The sequence below is a fragment of the Streptomyces pactum genome, from assembly GCF_016031615.1.
GTDB lineage: Bacteria > Actinomycetota > Actinomycetes > Streptomycetales > Streptomycetaceae > Streptomyces > Streptomyces pactus.
The window spans coordinates 1-20,637 of record NZ_JACYXC010000002.1 but is presented as its reverse complement, the minus strand read 5'-3'; the positions used below and the strand labels follow the sequence as shown (position 1 = coordinate 20,637).

The following is a 20,637-nucleotide window of genomic DNA, read 5'->3' as shown; positions in this document are numbered from 1 at the left end:
GCCTCCGCGCCCGCCCGCCGGTCCGGGCGCGGAGGCGGTAGCGTCAGCCGCCCACGGCGCCCCGCACGATCGCCTCGACGGGCATCCGCAGCCAGTACTCACGGCGCTGGAACGGGTAGGTGGGCAGCGCCACCAGGGCGCCGCCGGTGCCCTCGTGGGTCTGCCGCCAGTCCACCGGCACCCCCTCGGTGTGCAGCCGGGCCAGTGCCGTGAGCAGCCCGGCCCGGCTGCCCGCCGCGTCCAGCGCCGGGATGGTCCCGTCGGCTCCGTCCACCGCCGGGGCGGTGGACGCGCCGAGCACCACCGGACCCCGCCCGGCCCGGGCCGGGCGGGCCAGTTCCTTGGCGGTCCAGCCGCGCACCCAGTGCCCGGGGTCGCGCAGCGCCTCGGTGGGGACGTTCTCCCCGGTCACCGCGGAGAGCACCGGGATCGTCGGGGAGCGCAGCTCGGCCCCGGCCAGGCAGGCGCGGAGCGCCGCCTCGTCGGAGGCGTCGGTGCGGGCGAGCACCAGCAGCAACTCCACCGCGTCCGCCGTGGAGAGCACCTCGGCGGCGAGCGCCGCGGCCAGTACGCCGGAGCCCGCGCCGATCACCGCGGCCGGCGGCACGCCCCACCGGTGCAGCAGGGTGAACAGGGCGAAGCCGACCGCGAACGAGGCCGCGTGCGCGGTCGTGGGCGAGGGCGGCCACCCCTCGGCGCCCCCGTCCAGCGCCCAGTCGCGCGCCGGGTGCTCCAGCCGGGTGTCCAGGTGGGCGCAGACGGCGTCCAGGGCGTCGGCGAAGACCGGGTACGCCTCGTACAGGTCGCGTACCGTGGCGGCGCCCGCCCCGGTGCCCGGGGCGGCGGCCGGGAAGGCGAACACGGCCTGTCCGTCGGCCGCCGGGGCGACGCCCCGGACGACCAGGCCGTCGGCCGCCCCGCCGGAGGGCGGTGCGGTGGCGGCCCCGGCGTCCCGGGGCTCCCCGTCGGCGATCGCGGTCAGTCCGTCGATCAGCCCCTGCCGTCCCTCGGCCAGTACCACCGCGCGGTGTTCGAAGACCGCCCGGGAGGTGGCCAGCGACCAGCCGAGGTCCGCCAACGCCGGAGCGGTGCCGCCGTCCAGCAGGTCGCGCAGCTGCGCCGCCTGGGCGCGCAGCGCCTCGGCCGAGCGGCCGGAGACGGGGAACGCCAGCGTGCCGGACGGGGCGGCGGTCCCGGCACCGGCCGGCCGGGCCGGTGCCGGGGGTGCCTGCTCCAGGATGATGTGCGCCTTGGTGCCGCTGGCGCCGAAGGAGGAGACCCCCGCCCGGCGCGGCTCGCCGGTCTCCGGCCAGGGCACCGACTCGGTGAGCAGCCGCACCGTGCCGGACGACTGGTCGATGTGCGGCGAGGGCTCCTCCGAGTGCAGGGTCCTGGGCAGCAGGCCGTGCTCCATGGCGAGCACCGTCTTGATGACGCCGATGACCCCGGAGGCCGCCTGGGGGTGGCCGGTGTTCGACTTGTACGAGCCCAGCCAGAGCGGGCGTTCCGGGTCGCGGCCCTCACCGTAGGTGGCGAGCAGGGCCTGCGCCTCGATGGGGTCGCCGAGCGGGGTGCCGGTGCCGTGGCCCTCCACCGCGTCCACCTGGTGCGCGGACAGCCCCGCGTTGGCCAGCGCCTGCCGGATGACGCGCTGCTGGGAGGAGCCGTTGGGCGCGCCGAGGCCGTTGCTGACGCCGTTGTGGTTGACGGCGGAGCCGCGGATGACCGCGAGCACCCGGTGGCCGTTGGCGCGGGCGGTGGACAGCCGCTCCACGAGCAGCATGCCGGCGCCCTCCCCCCAGCCGGTGCCGTCGGCGGCGGCGGAGAAGGACTTGCACCGCCCGTCGGGGGCCGCGCCGACGCCCATGTCCGGGGAGACGGCCGGGTTGGCGAGCACCGAGGCCCCGCCGGCCAGCGCCATCACGCACTCGCCCTGCCGGACCGCCTGGGCGGCCAGGTGCAGCGCCACGGAGGACGACGAGCAGCCGGTGTCGACGGTGAGCACCGGGCCCTCGAAGCCGAAGGTGTAGGCGATGCGGCCGGTGGCGAGGGCCGGGGAGATGCCGCCGCTGAGGTACGAGCGGGCCTCCTCGGGCACCTCCTGCATGCCCGTCCAGTAGCCCTGCGAGAAGGTGCCGGCGAACACGCCGACCCGGCTGCCGCGCAGCGTGTGCGGGGACACCCCGGCGCGTTCGAACGCCTCCCAGGACATCTCCAGCAGCAGCCGGTGCTGCGGGTCCATCGCGATGGCCTCCGGCTCGCCGATGCCGAAGAAGTCCGCGTCGAAGGAGGCCGCCCGGGACAGGAAGCCGCCCTGGCGGACGTAGCGCATGCCGGGCACGTCCACGCCGGCTGCTTCCAGTGCCTCGACGTTCCAGCCGCGGTCGGTGGGCAGCGGTCCGACGGCGTCCCGCTCCCCCGCCACCAGGTCCCACAGCTGTTCGGGGGTGTCCACCCCGCCGGGCATCCGGCAGGCCATGCCGACGATGACGACGGGGTCGTCGGTGCCGGCCGGCCCGCCGTCGGGTGCCGGGGCGGCCCCGGTGCCGGGGCGTACCGCCGGTGCCGCCGTGGCCGGCTCGCCGGCCTCGCTCGTGTCGCCGGCCAGTTCGTCACGCAGCCGCTCGGCCAGCGCGGCGGGGGTGGGGTGGTCGAAGACCACCGTGGCGGGCAGTGTCAGTCCGGTGCCCGCCGCCACCCGGTTGCGCAGCTCGACCGAGGTGAGCGAGTCGAAGCCCAGCTCGCGGAACGGCTTCCCGGGCTCCACCGCGTCCGGGCCGTCGTGGCCGAGCACCGCGGCGACGTGGCCCCGTACCAGGTCCAGGACGATCCGCCGGCGGTCGGCGGCGGGCGCCGCGGCCAGTTCACCGGCGAACGAGCCGGCGGGGACGGCCGCCGCGCCGTCGCCCCGGCGGGCGGAGGGGAGTTCGGCGCGCAGCAGCCGTACCACGTCGGCCAGGGCGCGCAGCTGCGGGCGCGGCCGGTCGTCGATCCCCCCGCCGCGGGCGGCGATCTCGTCCCAGGCGATGAGTGCCAGCGCCACACAGGTCTCGTCGTGGTCGAGGACGCGGCGCAGCGCGCGCAGCGCGGTCGCCGGCTCGATCTCCGAGCCGCCGCGCCGGCGGAGCTGGGCCTCGGCCTCGCCGGACGCGATGCCGCCGCCCGACCAGTGGCCCCAGGCGATGGAGGTGGCGGTGAGCCCCTGGGCGCGGCGGTGCCGGGCCAGCGCGTCGAGGTAGGCGTTGCCGGGCGCGTAGTTGGCCTGCCCGGGCACGCCGAAGGTGCCGGCGAACGAGGAGAACAACAGGAACGCGGAGAGGTCGAGGTCGTGGGTGAGCTCGTGGAGGTTCCAGGCTCCGCGCACCTTGACCCGCAGCACCCGGTCGAGCTGGTCGAGGGTGAGCGAGTCGAGCACCGCGTCGTCGAGGACGGCCGCGGTGTGCACCACGGTGCCCACCGGCCGGTCGGCGGGGACGGCGGCGAGCAGTGCGGCCAGCTGGTCGCGTTCGGAGATGTCACAGGCGGCGACCGTCACCTCGGCGCCGAGCGCGGTGAGTTCGGCGGTCAGCTCGTCGGCGCCGGGCGCCTCGGGGCCGCGGCGGCTGACCAGCAGCAGGTGCCGGGCGCCCTGCTGGACGAGCCAGCGGGCCACGTGGCCGCCGAGGGCGCCGGTGCCGCCGGTGATCAGTACGGTGCCGCGGGGTGCCCAGGGGCCGGGGGTGGCGGGATCGTGCCACCCGGAGCGGACCAGCCGGTTGGCGAAGACGCCCGCGGGGCGCACCGCCACCTGGTCCTCCTCGTCGAGGCCGGCGAGCACGTCGGCCAGGCGGGCGCGGGAGCGCCGGTCCACCGCGGCCGGCAGGTCCACCAGACCGCCCCAGCGTTCGGGCACCTCCTCGGCCGCCACCCGGCCGAGCCCCCACACCAGGGACTGGCCCGGGCCGGTCAGCGGGTCCGACGGCCCGGTGGACACCGCGCCGCGCGTGGCGCACCACAGCGGTGCGGTGATCCCCGCGTCGCCCAGCGCCTGGAGCAGGGTCCCGGTGGCGCCGAAGCCCCGGGGGGTGGCCAGGTGGTGGGTGTGCGTCCGCTCGTCCAGCGGCAGCAGCGACAGCACTCCGCCCAGGTCGGTGACGCCGTCGCACACCCGGCGGAGGGTGGCCGCGAGGGCGGCCCGGTCGGCGCCCTCGGTGTCCGCGTCCACGTCGAGCCGGACCGGGACCGCGCCACGCTCCCGCAGGGCGTCGGCGGCGCCGGCGGTCCACGGGTCGTCGGCGAGTCCGGCGGGGACCACCAGCAGCCAGGTTCCGGACAGCACCCCGGCGGTGGCGGTCACCGGCCGCCACACGGTCCGGTACCGCCAGGAGTCGATGACCTCCTCCTCCCGCTGGTCGCGCCGCCACCGGGCCAGGGCGGGCAGCAGGGTGTCCAGCGGGGCGTCGTCGATCCCCAGGAGGCCGGCCAGCTCGCCGGGGTCGGCGCGTTCGACGGCCTCCCAGAACCGGGCCTCGGCCGCGCCGCCGGGGGCCGCCCCACCGGCCGCCGGGCGGGGTTCCCGTTCCGTCGCCTCCAACCAGTAGCGGGTGCGCTGGAAGGCGTAGGTGGGCAGGTCCACCCGGCGCGCGCCGGGGAACAGCGGTGTCCAGTCCACCGGTGCACCGCGGGTCCACGCTTCGGCGAGGGAGGCGAGGAACCGGTCCAGGCCGCCGTCGTCCCGCCGCAGCGACCCCACCGCCGCCACCGGCACCCCCGGATCAGCGGTCTCCTGCACACTCATCACCAGCACCGGATGCGCACTGCACTCCACGAACAACCCGAAACCATCCGCCAGCAACCGCTCCACCGCCGCCTCGAACCGCACCTCTTGCCGCAGGTTGCGCACCCAGTAGGCGGCGTCGAGCCCGGTGGTGTCGATCGGCTCCGCCTCCACCGTCGAGTAGAACGGCACCCGGGAGGCCACCGGGCTGATCCCGTCCAGGACCTCCAGCAGCTCCTCACGGATGGACTCCACCTGCGGGGAGTGCGAGGCGTAGTCCACCGGGATACGACGGGCCCGGATCTCCTCGGCCTCGCAGGCGGCCACCAGCTCGTCCAGCGCGGCGGGTTCGCCCGCGACGACGGTGGAGGAGGCGCCGTTGACCGCCGCCACCGACACCCGACCCTCGAACCCCTCGATCCGCCGCAGGGTCTCCGCACGGGACAGGCCCAGCGACACCATCCCGCCACGGCCGGCCAGCCGCTCACCGATCACCCTCGACCGCAGCGCCACCACCCGCGCCCCGTCCTCCACCGACAGCGCACCGGCCACCACCGCCGCCGCGATCTCCCCCTGGGAGTGCCCCACCACGGCGGCGGGCTCCACCCCGTAGGAGCGCCACAGCTCGGCCAGCGACACCATCACCGCCCACGACAGCGGCTGCACCACATCCACCCGCACCAACGAACCCGCCAATTCGGCGCGGAAGTCCCAGTCGATGAACGGCGCCAGCGCCTGCCCGCACCGCTCCATCGACTCCGCGAACACCGGCGCGGCGTCCATCAGCTCCCGCGCCATGCCGACCCACTGCGCCCCCTGCCCCGGGAACACGAACACCGGTGCCGTGGACGGACCGGCGGTGCCGCGGATCACCTGGGGCGACTCGCCGCCTTCGGCGAGGACGGCCAGCTGCCGCAGCAGTTCGTCCTTGTCCCGCCCGGTGAGCACCGCGCGGTGCTCGAAGGCGGTGCGGCTGGTGGCGAGGGAGAGTCCCAGGTCGGCCGCGCCCGCCGCGGGCCGGAGCCGGACGGCGGAGCGCAGCCGGGTGGCCTGGTCGCGGAGCGCGGCGGGGGTCTTGGCGGACAGCACCCACGGCAGCGGTGCGCCGGTGGTGTCGGCCCCGGTCTCCTCGGCCGCCGGTTCGGGGGCCTGTTCCAGGATGATGTGGGCGTTGGTGCCGCTCATGCCGAACGACGACACCGCGGCGCGGCGCGGGCGGCCGGTCTGCGGCCAGTCCCGGGCCTCGGTCAGCAGTTCCACCGCACCCGACGACCAGTCGATGTGCGGCGACGGCTCGTCCACGTGCAGCGTCCTCGGCAGCACCCCCGCCCGCAGCGCCATCACCATCTTGATGACCCCGCCCACGCCGGCCGCCGCCTGCGCGTGTCCCATGTTGGACTTGATGGAGCCCAGCCACAGCGGGTGCGGGGTCTGTTCGGGGGTGCGCCGGCCGTAGGTGGCGAGCAGTGCCTCGGCCTCGATGGGGTCGCCGAGGCGGGTGCCGGTGCCGTGCGCCTCGACCGCGTCCACCTCGTGCGGGGCGAGCCGGGCGTCCTCCAGCGCCTGGCGGATGACGCGGCGCTGGGAGGGGCCGTTGGGTGCGGTGAGGCCGTTGCTGGCGCCGTCCTGGTTGATCGCGGAACCGCGCATCACGGCGAGCACCCGGTGCCCGTTGCGCAGCGCGTCGGAGAGCCGTTCCACCAGCAGGACGCCCACGCCCTCGGCCCAGCCGGTGCCGTCGGCACCGGCCGCGAACGCCTTGCAGCGCCCGTCGGGGGCGAGTCCGCGCTGCCGGCTGAACTCCAGGAACACACCGGGGCTGGACATGATCGTGGCGCCGCCCGCCAGGGCGAGGGTGCACTCGCCGCGGCGCAGGGCCTGGGCGGCGAGGTGGAGGGCGACCAGTGAGGAGGAGCAGGCGGTGTCGACCGTGACGGCCGGGCCCTCCAGGCCGAGGGTGTAGGCGACCCGGCCGGACACCACGCTGGTGGCGGTGCCGGTGAGGGTGTAGCCCTGGACGTCCTCGGGGAGTTCGTCCAGGTCGGTGCCGTAGCCGGGGGATCCGGCGCCGATGTAGACGCCGGTCCGGGTGCCCTTGAGCGTGCCGGGCCGGATGCCGGCGCGTTCCAGCGCCTCCCAGGAGGTCTCCAGCAGCAGCCGCTGCTGGGGGTCCATGGCCAGCGCCTCGCGCGGCGAGATGCCGAAGAAGCCTGCGTCGAACTCGGTGGCGTCGTGGACGAACCCGCCGTCGCTGACGTAGCTGGTGCCGTGGGTGGCGAGGTCGGGGTCGGTGAGCGCGGCGAGGTCCCAGCCCCGGTCCGAGGGGAGCGGGGACAGCGCGTCGGCCCCGTCGGCGACGAGCTGCCACAGGTCCTCGGGCGTGGCCACGCCGCCGGGGAAGCGGCAGGCCATGGAGACGATGGCGATGGGTTCGCGCTGGGCGGCGAGGAGTTCCTCGTTGCGCCGGCGCAGCCGTTCGGCCTCCGTGACCGAGGCCCGGAGCGCCGCGACGATGGTCTCCGTCGAGGTGGCGGAGGAGGATGAGGATGAAGGGGTCATGACGGACTCAGCTCCGGGGTCGCTTCAGTTGTCGTTCTGGCGCAGCGCCAGCTGGACGAGGTCGCCGACGTCCATGGCCGCGATGGCGTCGTCGTTCCGCTCGTCACCGGCGGGGGTGGCGTCGCCCTGGTCGAGGCCGGTGAGGCGCAGCAGGGTCTCCATGACGCCCGCGTCGCGGAGCGTGGAGAGGGGCAGCGCGGCCAGCGCGCGCCGGAACTCCGCCTCCTGCTCGTCCTCGGTCGCGCCCTCCGCGCCCAGCTCCTCGTCCCCGGTGGCCAGCTCCGCCCCCAGGTGCCGGGCGAGGTCGGCGGGGGTGGGGTGGTCGAAGACGACGGCCGCCGCGAGGCGCAGCCCGGTGGCGGCGCCCAGCCGGTTGCGCAGCTCCACCGCGGTGAGGGAGTCGAAGCCCACGTCGCGGAAGGGGCGTTCGGGTTCCACGCCCTGGGCCGTGGTGTGGCCCAGGACCGTGGCGGCCTGGGTGCGGACCAGCTCCAGCAGGACGCGTTCCCGCTCGGTGCGGGAGGCGCCGGCCAGCCGCCGGGCGAGGGCCGCGGCGCCGGAGGCGTCCGGTGCCGCGCCCGCGGTGCGCCGCTGCGGGGCGCGTACCAGGGACCGCAGCAGCGCCGGTACCTCCTCGGTCGCGGCCCGGTTGCGCCACATGGCCAGGTTGAAGCGGGCGGGCAGCAGGACCGCCTCGTCGGTGGCGAGCGCGGCGTCGAACAGCGCGAGCCCCTGTTCGGAGCCGAGGGCCTGGACGCCGGAGCGGTTGACCCGCGCCAGGTCCTCGGCGCCGAGCTTGCCGGTCATGCCGCTGGCCTCCTCCCACAGGCCCCAGGCGAGGGAGACGGCGGGCAGGCCGCGCCGCCGCCGCTGCTCGGCGAGGGCGTCGAGGTAGGAGTTGGCCGCCGCGTAGTTGCCCTGGCCGGCGCCGCCGAGCACGCCTCCCATGGAGGAGAAGAGCACGAAGGCGGTCAGGTCCAGGCCGGCGGTCAGCTCGTCCAGGTTGCGGGCCGCGTCCACCTTGGGCCGCAGCACCCGCTCCACCTGCTCGGCGGTGAGGGAACCGATGACCCCGTCGTCGACCACGCCGGCGACGTGCACCACGGCGGTCAGCGGCCGGTCGGCGGGGATGCCGGCGAGGACGGCGGCGAGCGCGTCCTTGTCGGCCGCGTCGCAGGCCACCAGTTCCGGTTCGGCGCCGGACTTGCGCAGCTCGGCGAGGAGGTCCCCGGCGCCGGCCGCGGCCGGGCCGCTCCTGCTGGTCAGCAGCAGGTGGCGGACGCCGTGCGCGGCGGCGAGGTGGCGGGCGACGAGCCCGCCGAGGGTGCCGGTGGCGCCGGTGACGAGGACCGTGCCCCGGGTGTCCCAGCCGCCCGGCACGGTGAGGACCACCTTGCCGATGTGGCGGGCCTGGCTGACGTAACGGAACGCCTCCGGGGCGCGGCGTACGTCCCAGGTCCGCACCGGCAGCGGGGTCAGCTCGCCGCGCGCCAGCAGCTCCACGACCTCGGTGAGCATGGCGCCGATCCGGTCCGGTCCGCTGGTGATGAGGTCGAAGGCGGTGTACCGGACGCCGGGGCGCTCGGTGGCGACCTGTTCCGGGTCACGGATGTCGGTCTTGCCCATCTCCAGGAACCGGCCGCCGCGGGGCAGCAGGTCCAGCGAGGCGTCCACGTACTCCCCGGCCAGCGAGTTCAGCACCACGTCCGCGCCCCGGCCACCGGTCACCTCCAGGAACCGCTCCCGGAACTCCAGCGAACGCGACGACGCCAGATGCGTCTCCGGCACCCCGAGTCCGCGCACCACCTCCCACTTCGCCTCGCTCGCCGTCGCCAGCACCTCCGCACCGCGGAGCCGGGCCAGCTGCACCGCGGCCATGCCCACACCACCGGCGGCCGCGTGCACCAGCACCACGTCGCCCGGACCGACGCCGGCCAGGTCCACCAGACCCATCCACGCCGTCAGGAACACCACCGGCACCGGCGCCGCCCGCTCGAACGACCACCCCTGCGGAATGTGCGCCAGCAACCGCTGATCGGTCACCGCGTAGGGGCCCATGGCGTCCGGCAGCAGGCCCAGGACACGGTCGCCGGGGGTGAAGCGGGTGACGCCGGGCCCGGTCTCCAGCACGATGCCGGCGCCCTCGTTGCCGAGCGGCGGGGCCTCGCCGGGGTACATGCCCAGGGCGATCAGCACGTCGCGGAAGTTCAGTCCGGTGGCCCGGACGCCGACCCGCACCTCGCCCTCCGCGAGCGGCCTGCGGCTCTCCGGGTGCGCGGTGAGCGCCAGGTCGTCGAGGGTGCCGGAGCGGCCCTGGACGGTGAGGTGCCAGGCCGCCTCGTCCGGCGGCAGCAGGGTGCCGTCGGCGGTGGCGCGGGCGAGCCGGGGCACCAGGATCTCGTCGCCGCGGACCCGGGTCTGCGGTTCCCCGCAGGCGAGGGCCGCGGCGATGCCGGCCGTGGGCAGCGGCCCGGCAGCCGCCGTGTCCGGATCGCCGGACGGGTCCTCGACGTCGATCAGCAGGAGGCGGCCGGGGTTCTCCGACTGGGCGGAGCGGACCAGGCCCGCCGCCGCGGCGTGGGCGAGCAGCCCGTGCCGGACCACCACCGCCAGCCGGGAGGCGGCGAACCGCTCCTCGGCCAGCCACGCGCGCAAGCGCTCCAGGGTGCCGTGCACCGCCACCCGCACGTCCTCGGTCACCGGCACCTCGAACACCACCACGTCCGGGACTCCGCCCGTGAGACCGGCGAGACCGGCGAGGTCGAGGATGTCCTGCCCCAGGACCACCACCCGGCCCGGGTCCTGCCCGGGCCCCTCCGGGGCGGCCACCCAGTCGAGACGGAACAGCGCGTCCCGCACGCCGCCGCGCGCCTCGCGCAGGGCGGCGGCCGACACCGGGCGGAGCACCAGTGCGTCGATGGAGGCCACCGGCGCGCCGGTGGTGTCGGCGACGGCCACGGTGACCGCGTCCGGGCCGGAGGGGGTCAGGCGGACGCGTACCGCCGCCGCGCCGGTGGCGTACAGCTCGACGCCGGTCCAGGAGAAGGGCAGCACCGGCTGTCCGGTGGTGCGCAGCAGTCCGCCGAGGCCGATGGGGTGCAGGGCGGCGTCGAGGGCGGCCGGGTGGAGGCCGAACGCCGCGGCTTCGTCGGCGCTGTCGAGCGCGACCTCGGCGTAGATCTCCTCGCCACGGCGCCAGGCCCGGCGCAGGCCGCGGAAGACCGGGCCGTAGACGGAGCCCGCCTCGGCCAGCCGCGGGTAGAAGCCGGCCAGGTCCACCTCCTCGGCGTCGCGCGGGGGCCAGGCGGTCAGGCCGTCGGGGGCCTCGGCCCGGGCCGGGACCAGCCGGCCGTCGGCGTGGGCGGTCCACGGCGCGTCGCCGTCCTGGGTGTCGTCCTCGTACCGGCTGTAGACGCCCACGGTGCGGGCGCCGTCGTCGGCGGGCTCGCCGACGACTACCTGGAGGCGGACGCCGCCGCGCTCGGGCAGCAGCAGCGGGGCCTGGAGGGTGAGTTCCTCGATCCGGCCGCAGCCGACCTCGTCGCCGGCGCGCAGCGCCAGCTCCACGAAGGCGGTGCCGGGCAGCAGGACCGCGCCGGCCACCGCGTGGTCGACGAGCCAGGGGTGGGTGTGCGCGGACAGCCGTCCGGTGAGGACCACGCCCCCGCCGTCGGCGAGGGTGACGGCGGCGCCGAGCAGCGGGTGGTCGGCGTCGCTCTGGCCCAGGGCGGTGGTGTCGCCCCGGTCCGCGGCGGGCCGCAGCCAGTAGCGCTCGTGCCGGAAGGCGTACGTCGGCAGCGGCACGGGGGTGCCGGGGAAGCCGGGGAACACCGCCGACCAGTCGACGGCGACGCCGCTCACCTGGGCGTGGGCGAGGGCTTCGACGGCGGTACGGGCCTCCGGCCGGTCCTTGCGCACCACCGGCACCAACACCGTCCCACCCGCATCGGCCAGACACTCCTGAGCCAGCGCCGTCAGCGTGCCGTCCGCCCCGATCTCCAGGAAGAACCCCACACCCTCGGCCTCCAGAGCCCGCACCGCGTCCAAGAACCGCACCGGCTCACACACATGCCGCACCCAGTACTCCGGATCAGCCCAATCACCCCCCACACCACCACCCGACGTCACCACACCCACCGACGCCGACCCGAACGACAACCCCGACACCACACCCCGGAACTCCTCCACCACCGGCTCCATCAACGGCGAATGGAACGCATGCGACACCCGCAACCGCCGCGTCCGACACCCCCGCCCGGCAAACACCTCCCCCACCTCAAGGACCGCCTCCTCCACCCCGGAGACCACCACCGACGACGGACCGTTCACCGCCGCGATCACCGCACCCTCACGCCCCGCCAGCGCCTCGATCACCTCCGCCTCCGGCGCGGCGACCGCCACCATCGCCCCACCGGCGGGCAGCGCCTGCATCAACCGCCCACGCGCCGCCACCAGACGACACGCATCCGCAAGCGACAACACCCCCGCCACATGCGCCGCCGCGATCTCCCCCACCGAATGACCCGCCACCACATCCGGCCGCACACCCCACGACTCCACCAGCCGGAACAACGCCACCTGCAACGCGAACAACGCAGGCTGCGCGAACTCCGTCCGCTCCAACACCCCCGCGTCCCCACCCCACACCACATCCACCGGCGAAACCCCCGACACCGCCGAGAACTCCGCCATCACCTCATCCCACACCCCCGCGAACACCGGATACGCCTCATACAACCCCCGCCCCATCCCCAACCGCTGACTCCCCTGACCACCGAACACCAACGCCCGACGCCCCGACACCACCTGACCCGTCACCACACCCGGCGAGGACACCCCACCGGCCAACGCCTCCAACCCCGCCAGCAACTCACCACGATCCGCACCCAGCACCACCGCACGCCGCTCCAACCCCGCCCGGGTGCGCACCAGTGAGACGGCGATCTCGGTGTCGGTGGCCTCGGGGTGCGCCTGGGCGAACTCCCGCAGCCGTTCGGCCTGTCCGCGCAGTGCCTCCGGGCCGCGGGCCGAGACCACCCAGGGGACGAGTCCGCCCAGGGAGCCGCCGGCGGGTCCGGTGGTTTCCCGGTCCGGTCCGGCCGGGTCACCGTCCGCCGTGTCCGGCGCGGTGGCGGGCTGCTCCAGGATGAGGTGCGCGTTGGTGCCGCTGATGCCGAACGCGGAGACCGCGGCCCGGCGCGGTGCGCCGGTCTCCGGCCACGGGCGCGCCTCGGTCAGCAGCCGTACGGCGCCGGAGTCCCAGTCCACCTCGGGGGTCGGCTCCTCGGCGTGCAGCGTCTTGGGGAGCACGCCGGCGCCGAGGGCGAGGACCGTCTTGATGACGCCGGCGATGCCGGCGGCGGCCTGGGTGTGGCCGATGTTGGACTTGAACGAGCCCAGCCACAGCGGCTCGTCACCGCCGCGCTCCTGCCCGTAGGTGGCGAGCAGTGCCTGCGCCTCGATGGGGTCGCCCAGCGTGGTGCCGGTGCCGTGCGCCTCGACGGCGTCCACGTCGGCCGCGGTCAGGCCCGCGTTGGCCAGCGCCTGCCGGATGACCCGTTCCTGGGAGGGGCCGTTGGGCGCGCTGAGGCCGTTGCTGGCGCCGTCCTGGTTGACCGCGGAGCCGCGGATGACGGCGAGCACCGGGTGGCCGTTGCGGCGCGCGTCCGACAGCCGCTCGACCAGGACCATGCCCGCGCCCTCCGCCATGCCGATGCCGGCGGCGTCGGCGGCGAAGGCGCGGCAGCGGCCGTCGCGGTTGAGGCCGCGCTGGCGGCTGAAGCCGATCAGCGGCTGCGGGGTGGACATCACGGTGACGCCGCCGGCCAGCGCCATGGAGCACTCGCCGTTGCGGACCGCGGCGGCCGCCAGGTGGAGGGCGACGAGGGAGGAGGAGCAGGCGGTGTCCACGGTGACCGCCGGGCCCTCCAGGCCGAAGGTGTAGGCGATGCGGCCGGAGACGACGCTGTTGTGGCCGCCGGTGAGCAGGTGGCCCTCGTAGCCGTCGGGCACCCGGCCCACTCCGGCGCGGTAGTCGGACGGGTTGGCGCCGACGAAGGTGCCGGTCATGCTGCCCTTGAGGGTGTGCGGGTCGATGCCGGCCCGCTCCAGCGCCTCCCACGCGGTCTCCAGCATCAGCCGCTGCTGCGGGTCCATCGCCAGCGCCTCGCGCGGCGAGATGCCGAAGAACGCGGCGTCGAACTCGCCCGCGGTGTGCAGGAAGCCGCCTTCCCGGGAGTAGACGGTGCCCTCCCGTTCCGGATCGGGGTCGTAGAGCCCGGCGAGGTCCCAGCCCCGGTCGGTGGGGAACGTCGAGATGGCGTCCACCTCGCCCAGGACCAGCTGCCACAGCTCCTCGGGGCTGCCGACCCCGCCGGGGTAGCGGCAGGCCATGGAGACGATGACGACGGGGTCGTCCCGGTCGGCCACCACGCCCGGCACGGGGCGCGGGGCGGCGGCGGTGGCCGGGTCGCCGGTGCCGCGCGCCGGCCCGCCGGGGAAGAGCCGGCCGGCCAGGTGGCGGGCGAGGTCGGTGGGGGTGGGGTGGTCGAAGATGACCGTGGCGGTCAGCTTCAGGCCGGTCGCGGTGTTGAGGCGGTTGCGCAGGTCCACGGCGGTGAGCGAGTCGAAGCCGAGGTCGCGGAAGGCGCGCCCGGCGTCGATCCGGGCCCCGGACCCGTGCCCGAGGACGGCGGCGGCCTGAGCCTTGACCACCTCGGCGAGTTCGGTGACCCGCTCCTCCTCGTCCAGCTCGGCCAGCTTGCGGCGCAGCGCCGAGGTGTCCCGGCCGTCCGGGTTCTCGGCCGCCGCGGCGTCCAGCAGGCTCCGGGCCTCGGGTATCTCGTCGAGCAGGGTGCTGGGCCGGTAGGAGGTGAAGACGGTGGTGAAGCGGTCCCAGTCGATGTCGGCGACGGCCACGAAGGTCTCCTCGTGGTCCAGTGCCTGGCGCAGCGCGTCGCAGGCCGTCTCCGGCTCCAGCATCGGCAGGCCCTGGGCACCGACGCGTTCGCTGAGTTCCTTGCGCTGTTCGGCGGCGTGCTCGTCCCAGTCGTGGAAGGCGTCCCAGATGCCCCAGGCGATGGAGGTGGCGGGCAGCCCCTGGGCGCGCCGCTGCTCGGCGAGCGCGTCCTGGTGGGCGTTGGCGGCGGCGTACGCGGCGTGGTCGCCGCTGCCCCAGAAGCCGGCGATGGAGGAGAAGAGGACGAAGGCGTCCAGTTCCTCGCCGGCGAGCAGGTCGTGCAGGTGCATGGCGCCGCCGACCTTGGCCGCGTACACGTTCTCGAAGTGCTCGGGGCCGGCAGTGGCGAGCGGGGCGAGGTCGGCGACGACGGCGGCGTGCATCACCGAACGGACCGGTCGCCCCTCGGACTTCAGCCGCTCGATGAGCGCGGCGACCGCGTCCCGGTCGGCGATGTCGCAGCCGACGACGGTGGCGTGCGCGCCGAGTGCGGCGAGCTCGGCCTCCAGCTCCGCGGCGCCGGGTGCCCGGCGGCCGCGGCGGCTGGTGAGGACCAGTTCCTTGGCCCCGTTACGGGCCAGCCAGCGCGCGAAGCAGGCGCCCAGCGCGCCGGTGCCGCCGGTGATGAGTACGGTGCCGCCGTCCGGGCGCCAGTCGCGGGCCGGCCGGGCGTCGCCGAGCGGCGCGCGCACCATGCGCCGGGCGAGGGTGCCGGTGGTACGCAGGGCGAGCTGGTCCTCGCCGCGCGGGTCGGACAGGACGCCGCACAGGCGCCGCAGCACCCGCTCGTCTACGGCACCGACCCCGTCCGCCGTGTCCGGCAGGTCGATCAGGCCGCCCCAGCGCTGCGGGTGCTCCAGGGCCGCGACCCGGCCCAGGCCCCAGATCTGGGATTGTGCCAGGCCGGCGGGCGGGTCGGCGGGGCCGGTGGACACCGCTCCGCGGGTGACGCTCCACAGCGGCGCGGTCACCTCCAGCTCGCCGAGTGCCTGGAGCAGGGCGAGGGTGCCCGCCACCCCGGTCGGCAGGACGGCGCGGGTGCCGTGCGGCGTCTCGTCCAGTCCCCACAGGGAGAGCACGCCGCCCGGGGCGGGGTGATCGGCGAGCGCGGTGCGCAGCCGTTCGGTGAGCCGGGTCCGGTCGGTGTCGGCGGCCCCGACGGTCAGCGGCACCACCCGGGCGCCGCGTTCGCCCAGGACCCGGGTGAGGGAGACGGTCAGTTCGGTGCCGGTGTCGGCGGCCGGGACCACCAGCAGCCACGGGCCGGTCAGCACGGGTACGGCGGTGCCGGAGACCGGCTTCCACCCGACGGTGTAGCGCCAGGAGTCGATGACCGACCGCTCGCGCCGCTGCCGCCGCCAGGAGGAGAGGGCGGGCAGCACCGCGCCCAGCTGTTCCCGGTCGCCGTCCACGCCGAGGGTGGCGGCGAGTTCCGTCAGGTCCTCGCGCTCCACCGCCTCCCAGAACCGGGCCTCGACCTCGTCGTGGGGTGTCCCGGACGGGTCCGGGGCGGTGCCGGCCTCCTCCAGCCAGTAGCGCTCGCGCTGGAAGGCGTAGGTGGGCAGTTCGACGGTGCGGGCGCCGGGGAAGGCCGCCGTCCAGTCGATCCGGGCGCCGTTGACCTGGGCCTCGGCGAGCGAGGCGAGGAAGCGGTCCGGGCCGCCGTCGTCGCGGCGGAGCGAGCCGACGGCGGTGATCCCGGTGCCGGTGCTCTCCGCGGTCTCGCCGATCGCCATGGTCAGCACCGGGTGGGCGCTGCACTCCACGAACAACCCGAAACCGTCCGCCAGCAACCGCTCCACCGCCGCCTCGAACCGCACCTCCTGCCGCAGGTTGCGGACCCAATAGGCGGCGTCGAGCTCGGTGGTGTCGATCGGCTCCGCGTCCACGGTGGAGTAGAACGGCACCCGGGAGGCCGACGGACTGATCCCGTCCAGAACCTTCAGCAACTCCTCACGGATGGACTCCACCTGCGGGGAGTGCGAGGCGTAGTCCACCGGAATACGCCGCGCCCGGATCTCCTCCGCCTCACAGGCGGCCACCAGCTCGTCCAGGGCTGCGGGTTCGCCCGCGACGACGGTGGAGGAGGCTCCGTTGACCGCCGCCACCGACACCCGCCCCCCGAACGGCTCTATGCGCCGCAGGGTCTCCGCACGGGACAGGCCCAGCGACACCATCCCGCCACGGCCGGCCAGCCGCTCACCGATCACCCTCGACCGCAACGCCACCACCCGCGCCCCGTCCTCCAACGACAGCGCACCGGCCACCACCGCCGCCGCGATCTCCCCCTGCGAATGCCCCACCACCGCCGCCGGCTCCACACCGTACGAACGCCACAACTCCGCCAGCGACACCATCACCGCCCACGACAGCGGCTGCACCACATCCACCCGCACCAACGAACCCGCCAACTCGGTACGGAAGTCCCAGTCGACGAACGGCGCCAGCGCCCGACCGCACCGCTCCATCGACTCCGCGAACACCGGCGCCGCGTCCATCAACTCCCGCGCCATCCCCACCCACTGCGCCCCCTGCCCCGGGAACACGAACACGGTCCGGTCCGAGGTGGTGGCGTGGCCCTGGATCAGCCGGGGGGCCGGCTCGCCCTGGGCGAGGGCGGTGAGGCCGGCGAGGAGTTCGGCGCGGTCCTCGCCGAGCACCACGGCCCGGTGGTCGAACCGGGAGCGCCGGGTGGCGAGGGTGAGCGCGGCATCGGCCGGGGCGGGCGCGGTGCCGGCGGCGAGGACGTCCCGCAGGCGGGCGGCCTGGGCGCGCAGCGCGGCCGGGCTCTTGGCGGACACCGCCCACGGGACCGGGCCGGCCGGACCGCGGGAGCCCGCTTCGGCGCCGGGCGCGGGGAGTTCGGGTGCCTGCTCCAGGACCACGTGGGCGTTGGTGCCACTGAGGCCGAAGGAGGAGACCGCGGCGCGGCGCGGCGCGCCGGTCTCCGGCCACGCGGTGTCCTCGGTGAGCAGTTCCACCGCGCCGGCCGACCAGTCCACCTGGGGGGTCGGCTCGTCCACGTGGAGGGTGCGGGGCAGCAGCCCGTGCCGTATGGCCTGCACCATCTTGATGACGCCGGCGACACCGGCGGCGGCCTGCGCGTGGCCGATGTTGGACTTCACCGAGCCGAGCCACAGCGGCCGGCCGGCGTCCCGCTCCCGGCCGTAGGTGGCCAGCAGGGCCTGGGCCTCGATCGGGTCGCCCAGGGTGGTGCCGGTGCCGTGCGCCTCCACCGCGTCCACCTCGGCCGCCGACAGACCGGCACCGGCCAGCGCCTGCCGGATCACCCGCTGCTGCGAGGGGCCGTTGGGGGCGGTCAGGCCGTTGCTGGCGCCGTCCTGGTTGACCGCGGAGCCGCGGATGACGGCGAGCACCGGGTGGCCGTTGCGGCGGGCGTCCGACAGCCGCTCGACCAGCAGCATGCCGGCGCCCTCGGCGAGGCCGAAGCCGTCCGCTCCGGCCGCGAAGGCGCGGCAGCGGCCGTCCGCCGAGAGTCCGCGCTGGCGGCTGAACTCGGTGAAGGCGGCCGGGGACGACATGACGGTCACGCCGCCCGCGAGCGCCAGCACGCACTCCCCGTTCCGCAGCGCCTGGGCGGCGAGGTGCAGGGCGACCAGGGACGAGGAGCAGGCGGTGTCCAGGGTGACGGCCGGGCCCTCCAGGCCGAGGGTGTAGGCGATCCGGCCGGAGGCGACGCTGGCGGTGTTGCCGGTCATCCGGTAGCCCTCGACGCCCTCGGCGGCGCCGCTGCCGTAGTCGTAGTGGGTCAGTCCGGTGAACACCCCGGTGCGGGTGCCGCCCAGGGTCGCCGGGTCGATGCCGGCCCGCTCCAGCGCCTCCCACGCGGTCTCCAGCAGCAGCCGCTGCTGCGGGTCCATGGCCAGCGCCTCGCGCGGCGAGATGCCGAAGAACTCGGCGTCGAAGTCGGCCGCCTGGTGCAGGAAGCCGCCTTCGCGCACATAGGTCCGGCCGGGTGCGTCCGGGTCGGGGTCGTACAGGCCGTCCACGTCCCAGCCGCGTCCGGTGGGCAGCGGCGAGATGGCGTCCCGGCCCCCGGCGACCAGCTGCCACAGTTCGTCGGGGGAGCCGACGCCGCCGGGGAACCGGCAGGCCATGCCGACGATGACGACCGGGTCGTCGTCGGTGGCGGAGGGGCCCGGCGCGGGCGCGCCGGCCGCGGGGTCCCGGTCCGGCTCGCCGCCGCCCAGTTCGGTGGCCAGGTGGCCGGCGATGGCGGCCGGGGTGGGGTGGTCGAAGACCAGGGTGGCGGGCAGTTTGAGCCCGGTGAGGGTCATCAGCCGGTTGCGCAGCTCCACGGCGGTGAGCGAGTCGAAGCCGAGGTGCCGGAAGGCGCGGGTGCCGTCGATGGCGGCGGGCGTGGCGTGGCCGAGGACGGCCGCGGCGTTGCTCCGCACCAGGTCGGTCAGCTCGCGTTCGCGGTCGGCGCGGGGCAGGGCGGCCATGCGCGCCGCCAGGTCACCGGGCGCGGCGGTGCCGCCGGTCGCGCCGGCGGCCGCCGTGGCCGCGGCCTCCAGCGCGGCGCGGGCCTCCGGGACGCCCTCCAGCAGGCGGCTGGGCCGCTCGGTGGTGAAGACGACGGCGAACCGGTCCCAGCGCATGTCGATGACGACGGCGTTGGTCTCGTCCAGGTCGAGGGCGGTGCGGAGGGCGGAGGTGGCCGCGGCGGGGTCCATCGGGAAGACGCCGTGCCGCCGTGCCCGGTCCCCCACCTCGCCCTCGGCCATGCCCGATCCGGCCCAGGTGCCCCAGGCGACGGAGGTGGCCGGCAGGCCCTGGGCGCGGCGCACCGCGGCGAGCGCGTCGAGGTGGGCATTGCCGGGCGCGTAGTTGCCCAGGCCCGGGGTGCCGAGGACGGCGGTGAAGGAGGAGAACAGCACGAACGCCGACAGGTCCAGCTCACGGGTGAGCCGGTGGAGGTTCTCGGCGCCGAGCGCCTTGACCCGCAGCACCCGCTCCAGACGGTCGTCGGTGAGCGCGTCCACCATGCCGTCGTCGAGGACGGCCGCGGTGTGCACCACGGAGGTCAGCGGCCGGTCGGCGGGCACCGTGGCGAGGAGCGCGGCCAGCTGGTCGCGTTCGGAGATGTCGCAGGCGGTGACCGTCACCTCGGCGCCGAGGGCGGTGAGTTCGGCGGTCAGCTCGGCGGCGCCGGGCGCCTCGGGGCCGCGGCGGCTGACCAGCAGCAGGTGTTCGGCGCCCGCGCCGGCCAGCCAGCGCGCGACGTGCGCGCCCAGCGCGCCGGTGCCACCGGTGACCAGGGTGGTGCCGCGCGGCGTCCAGCCGCGCCCGTCGGGGGTGTCCGTGCCGCCGGGAGGGGCGGTGGCGCGCACCAGGCGGCGGGCCACGACCCCGGAGGGTCGCACCGCGAGCTGGTCCTCGCCGTCGAGCCCGGTGAGCACGGCGGCCAGGTACGTCCCGGTCTCCTCGTCCGCGTCCGCCGGCAGGTCGACCAGACCGCCCCACAGCCGGGGCCGTTCCAGGGCCACGACCCGGCCCAGGCCCCAGACCTGGGCCTGCGCCGCGGTGTGCACCGGCTCCCGGCCGTCGGTGGTCATCGCGCCCTCGGTGACGCACCACAGCGGCACCTCGGCGTCGATGTCACCGAGGGCCTGCACCAGGCGCAGGGTGGCGGCGTGGCCGCGGGTGAGCGCGGTACGGCCGGGCAGCGGCCGCTCGTCCACGGCGGCGAGCGAGAGGATGCCGGCGAGGTCGGGGATGGTGTCGCACGCCCGGCGGAGTGCGACGGCGAGCGCGTCCCGGTCCTCGGTCGCCGGGTCCACGGCGAGGGTGACGGCCCGTGCGCCGGCCCGCTCGACGGCCCGGACCGCGGCGTCGGCCCACCCGCCCCGGGAGCCGTGCGGCGGCCAGACCTCGGAGACGTCCCCCGCCGGCAGGACGACCAGCCAGGTGCCGGTGAGCACCGGCGTCGCCGGGGTGGTGACGCTCTGCCAGCTGACGCGGTAGCGCCAGGAGTTGACCAGGGAGCGTTCGCGGTTCCGCCGCCGCCAGGAGGAGAGGGCGGGCAGCACCGCGTGGAGCCCGTCGGCCTCGTCCCCGAGGTCGAGCGTCCGGGCGAGCCCTTCGAAGTCCTCGCGCTCCACCGCCTCCCAGAACCGGGCCTCCGCCTCGTCACGGGGGGCGTCTCCCGCGCCGGCGGTGTCCGGGTCCGTCGCCTGCAGCCAGTAACGGGTGCGCTGGAAGGCGTAGGTGGGCAGGTCCACCCGGCGCGCGCCGGGGAACAGCGGTGTCCAGTCCACGGGGGCGCCGCGGGTCCACGCTTCGGCGAGGGAGGCGAGGAACCGGTCCAGGCCGCCGTCGTCCCGCCGCAGCGACCCCACCA

Annotated in this window: 2 protein-coding genes; both read right to left on the bottom strand. The window is 76.1% G+C overall.

The window, feature by feature from the left end:
* Positions 1-43: 43 nt before the first annotated feature.
* The gene (locus IHE55_RS28640) at positions 44-7,270 is read right to left on the bottom strand and encodes a type I polyketide synthase (protein ID WP_443742631.1); all 7,227 of its coding nucleotides are present in this window, start codon (positions 7,268-7,270) and stop codon (positions 44-46) included.
* 69 nt (positions 7,271-7,339) lie between these two features.
* A partial coding sequence (locus IHE55_RS28635; RefSeq protein WP_197992329.1) for a type I polyketide synthase occupies positions 7,340-20,637 on the bottom strand: 13,298 nt, incomplete at its 5' end.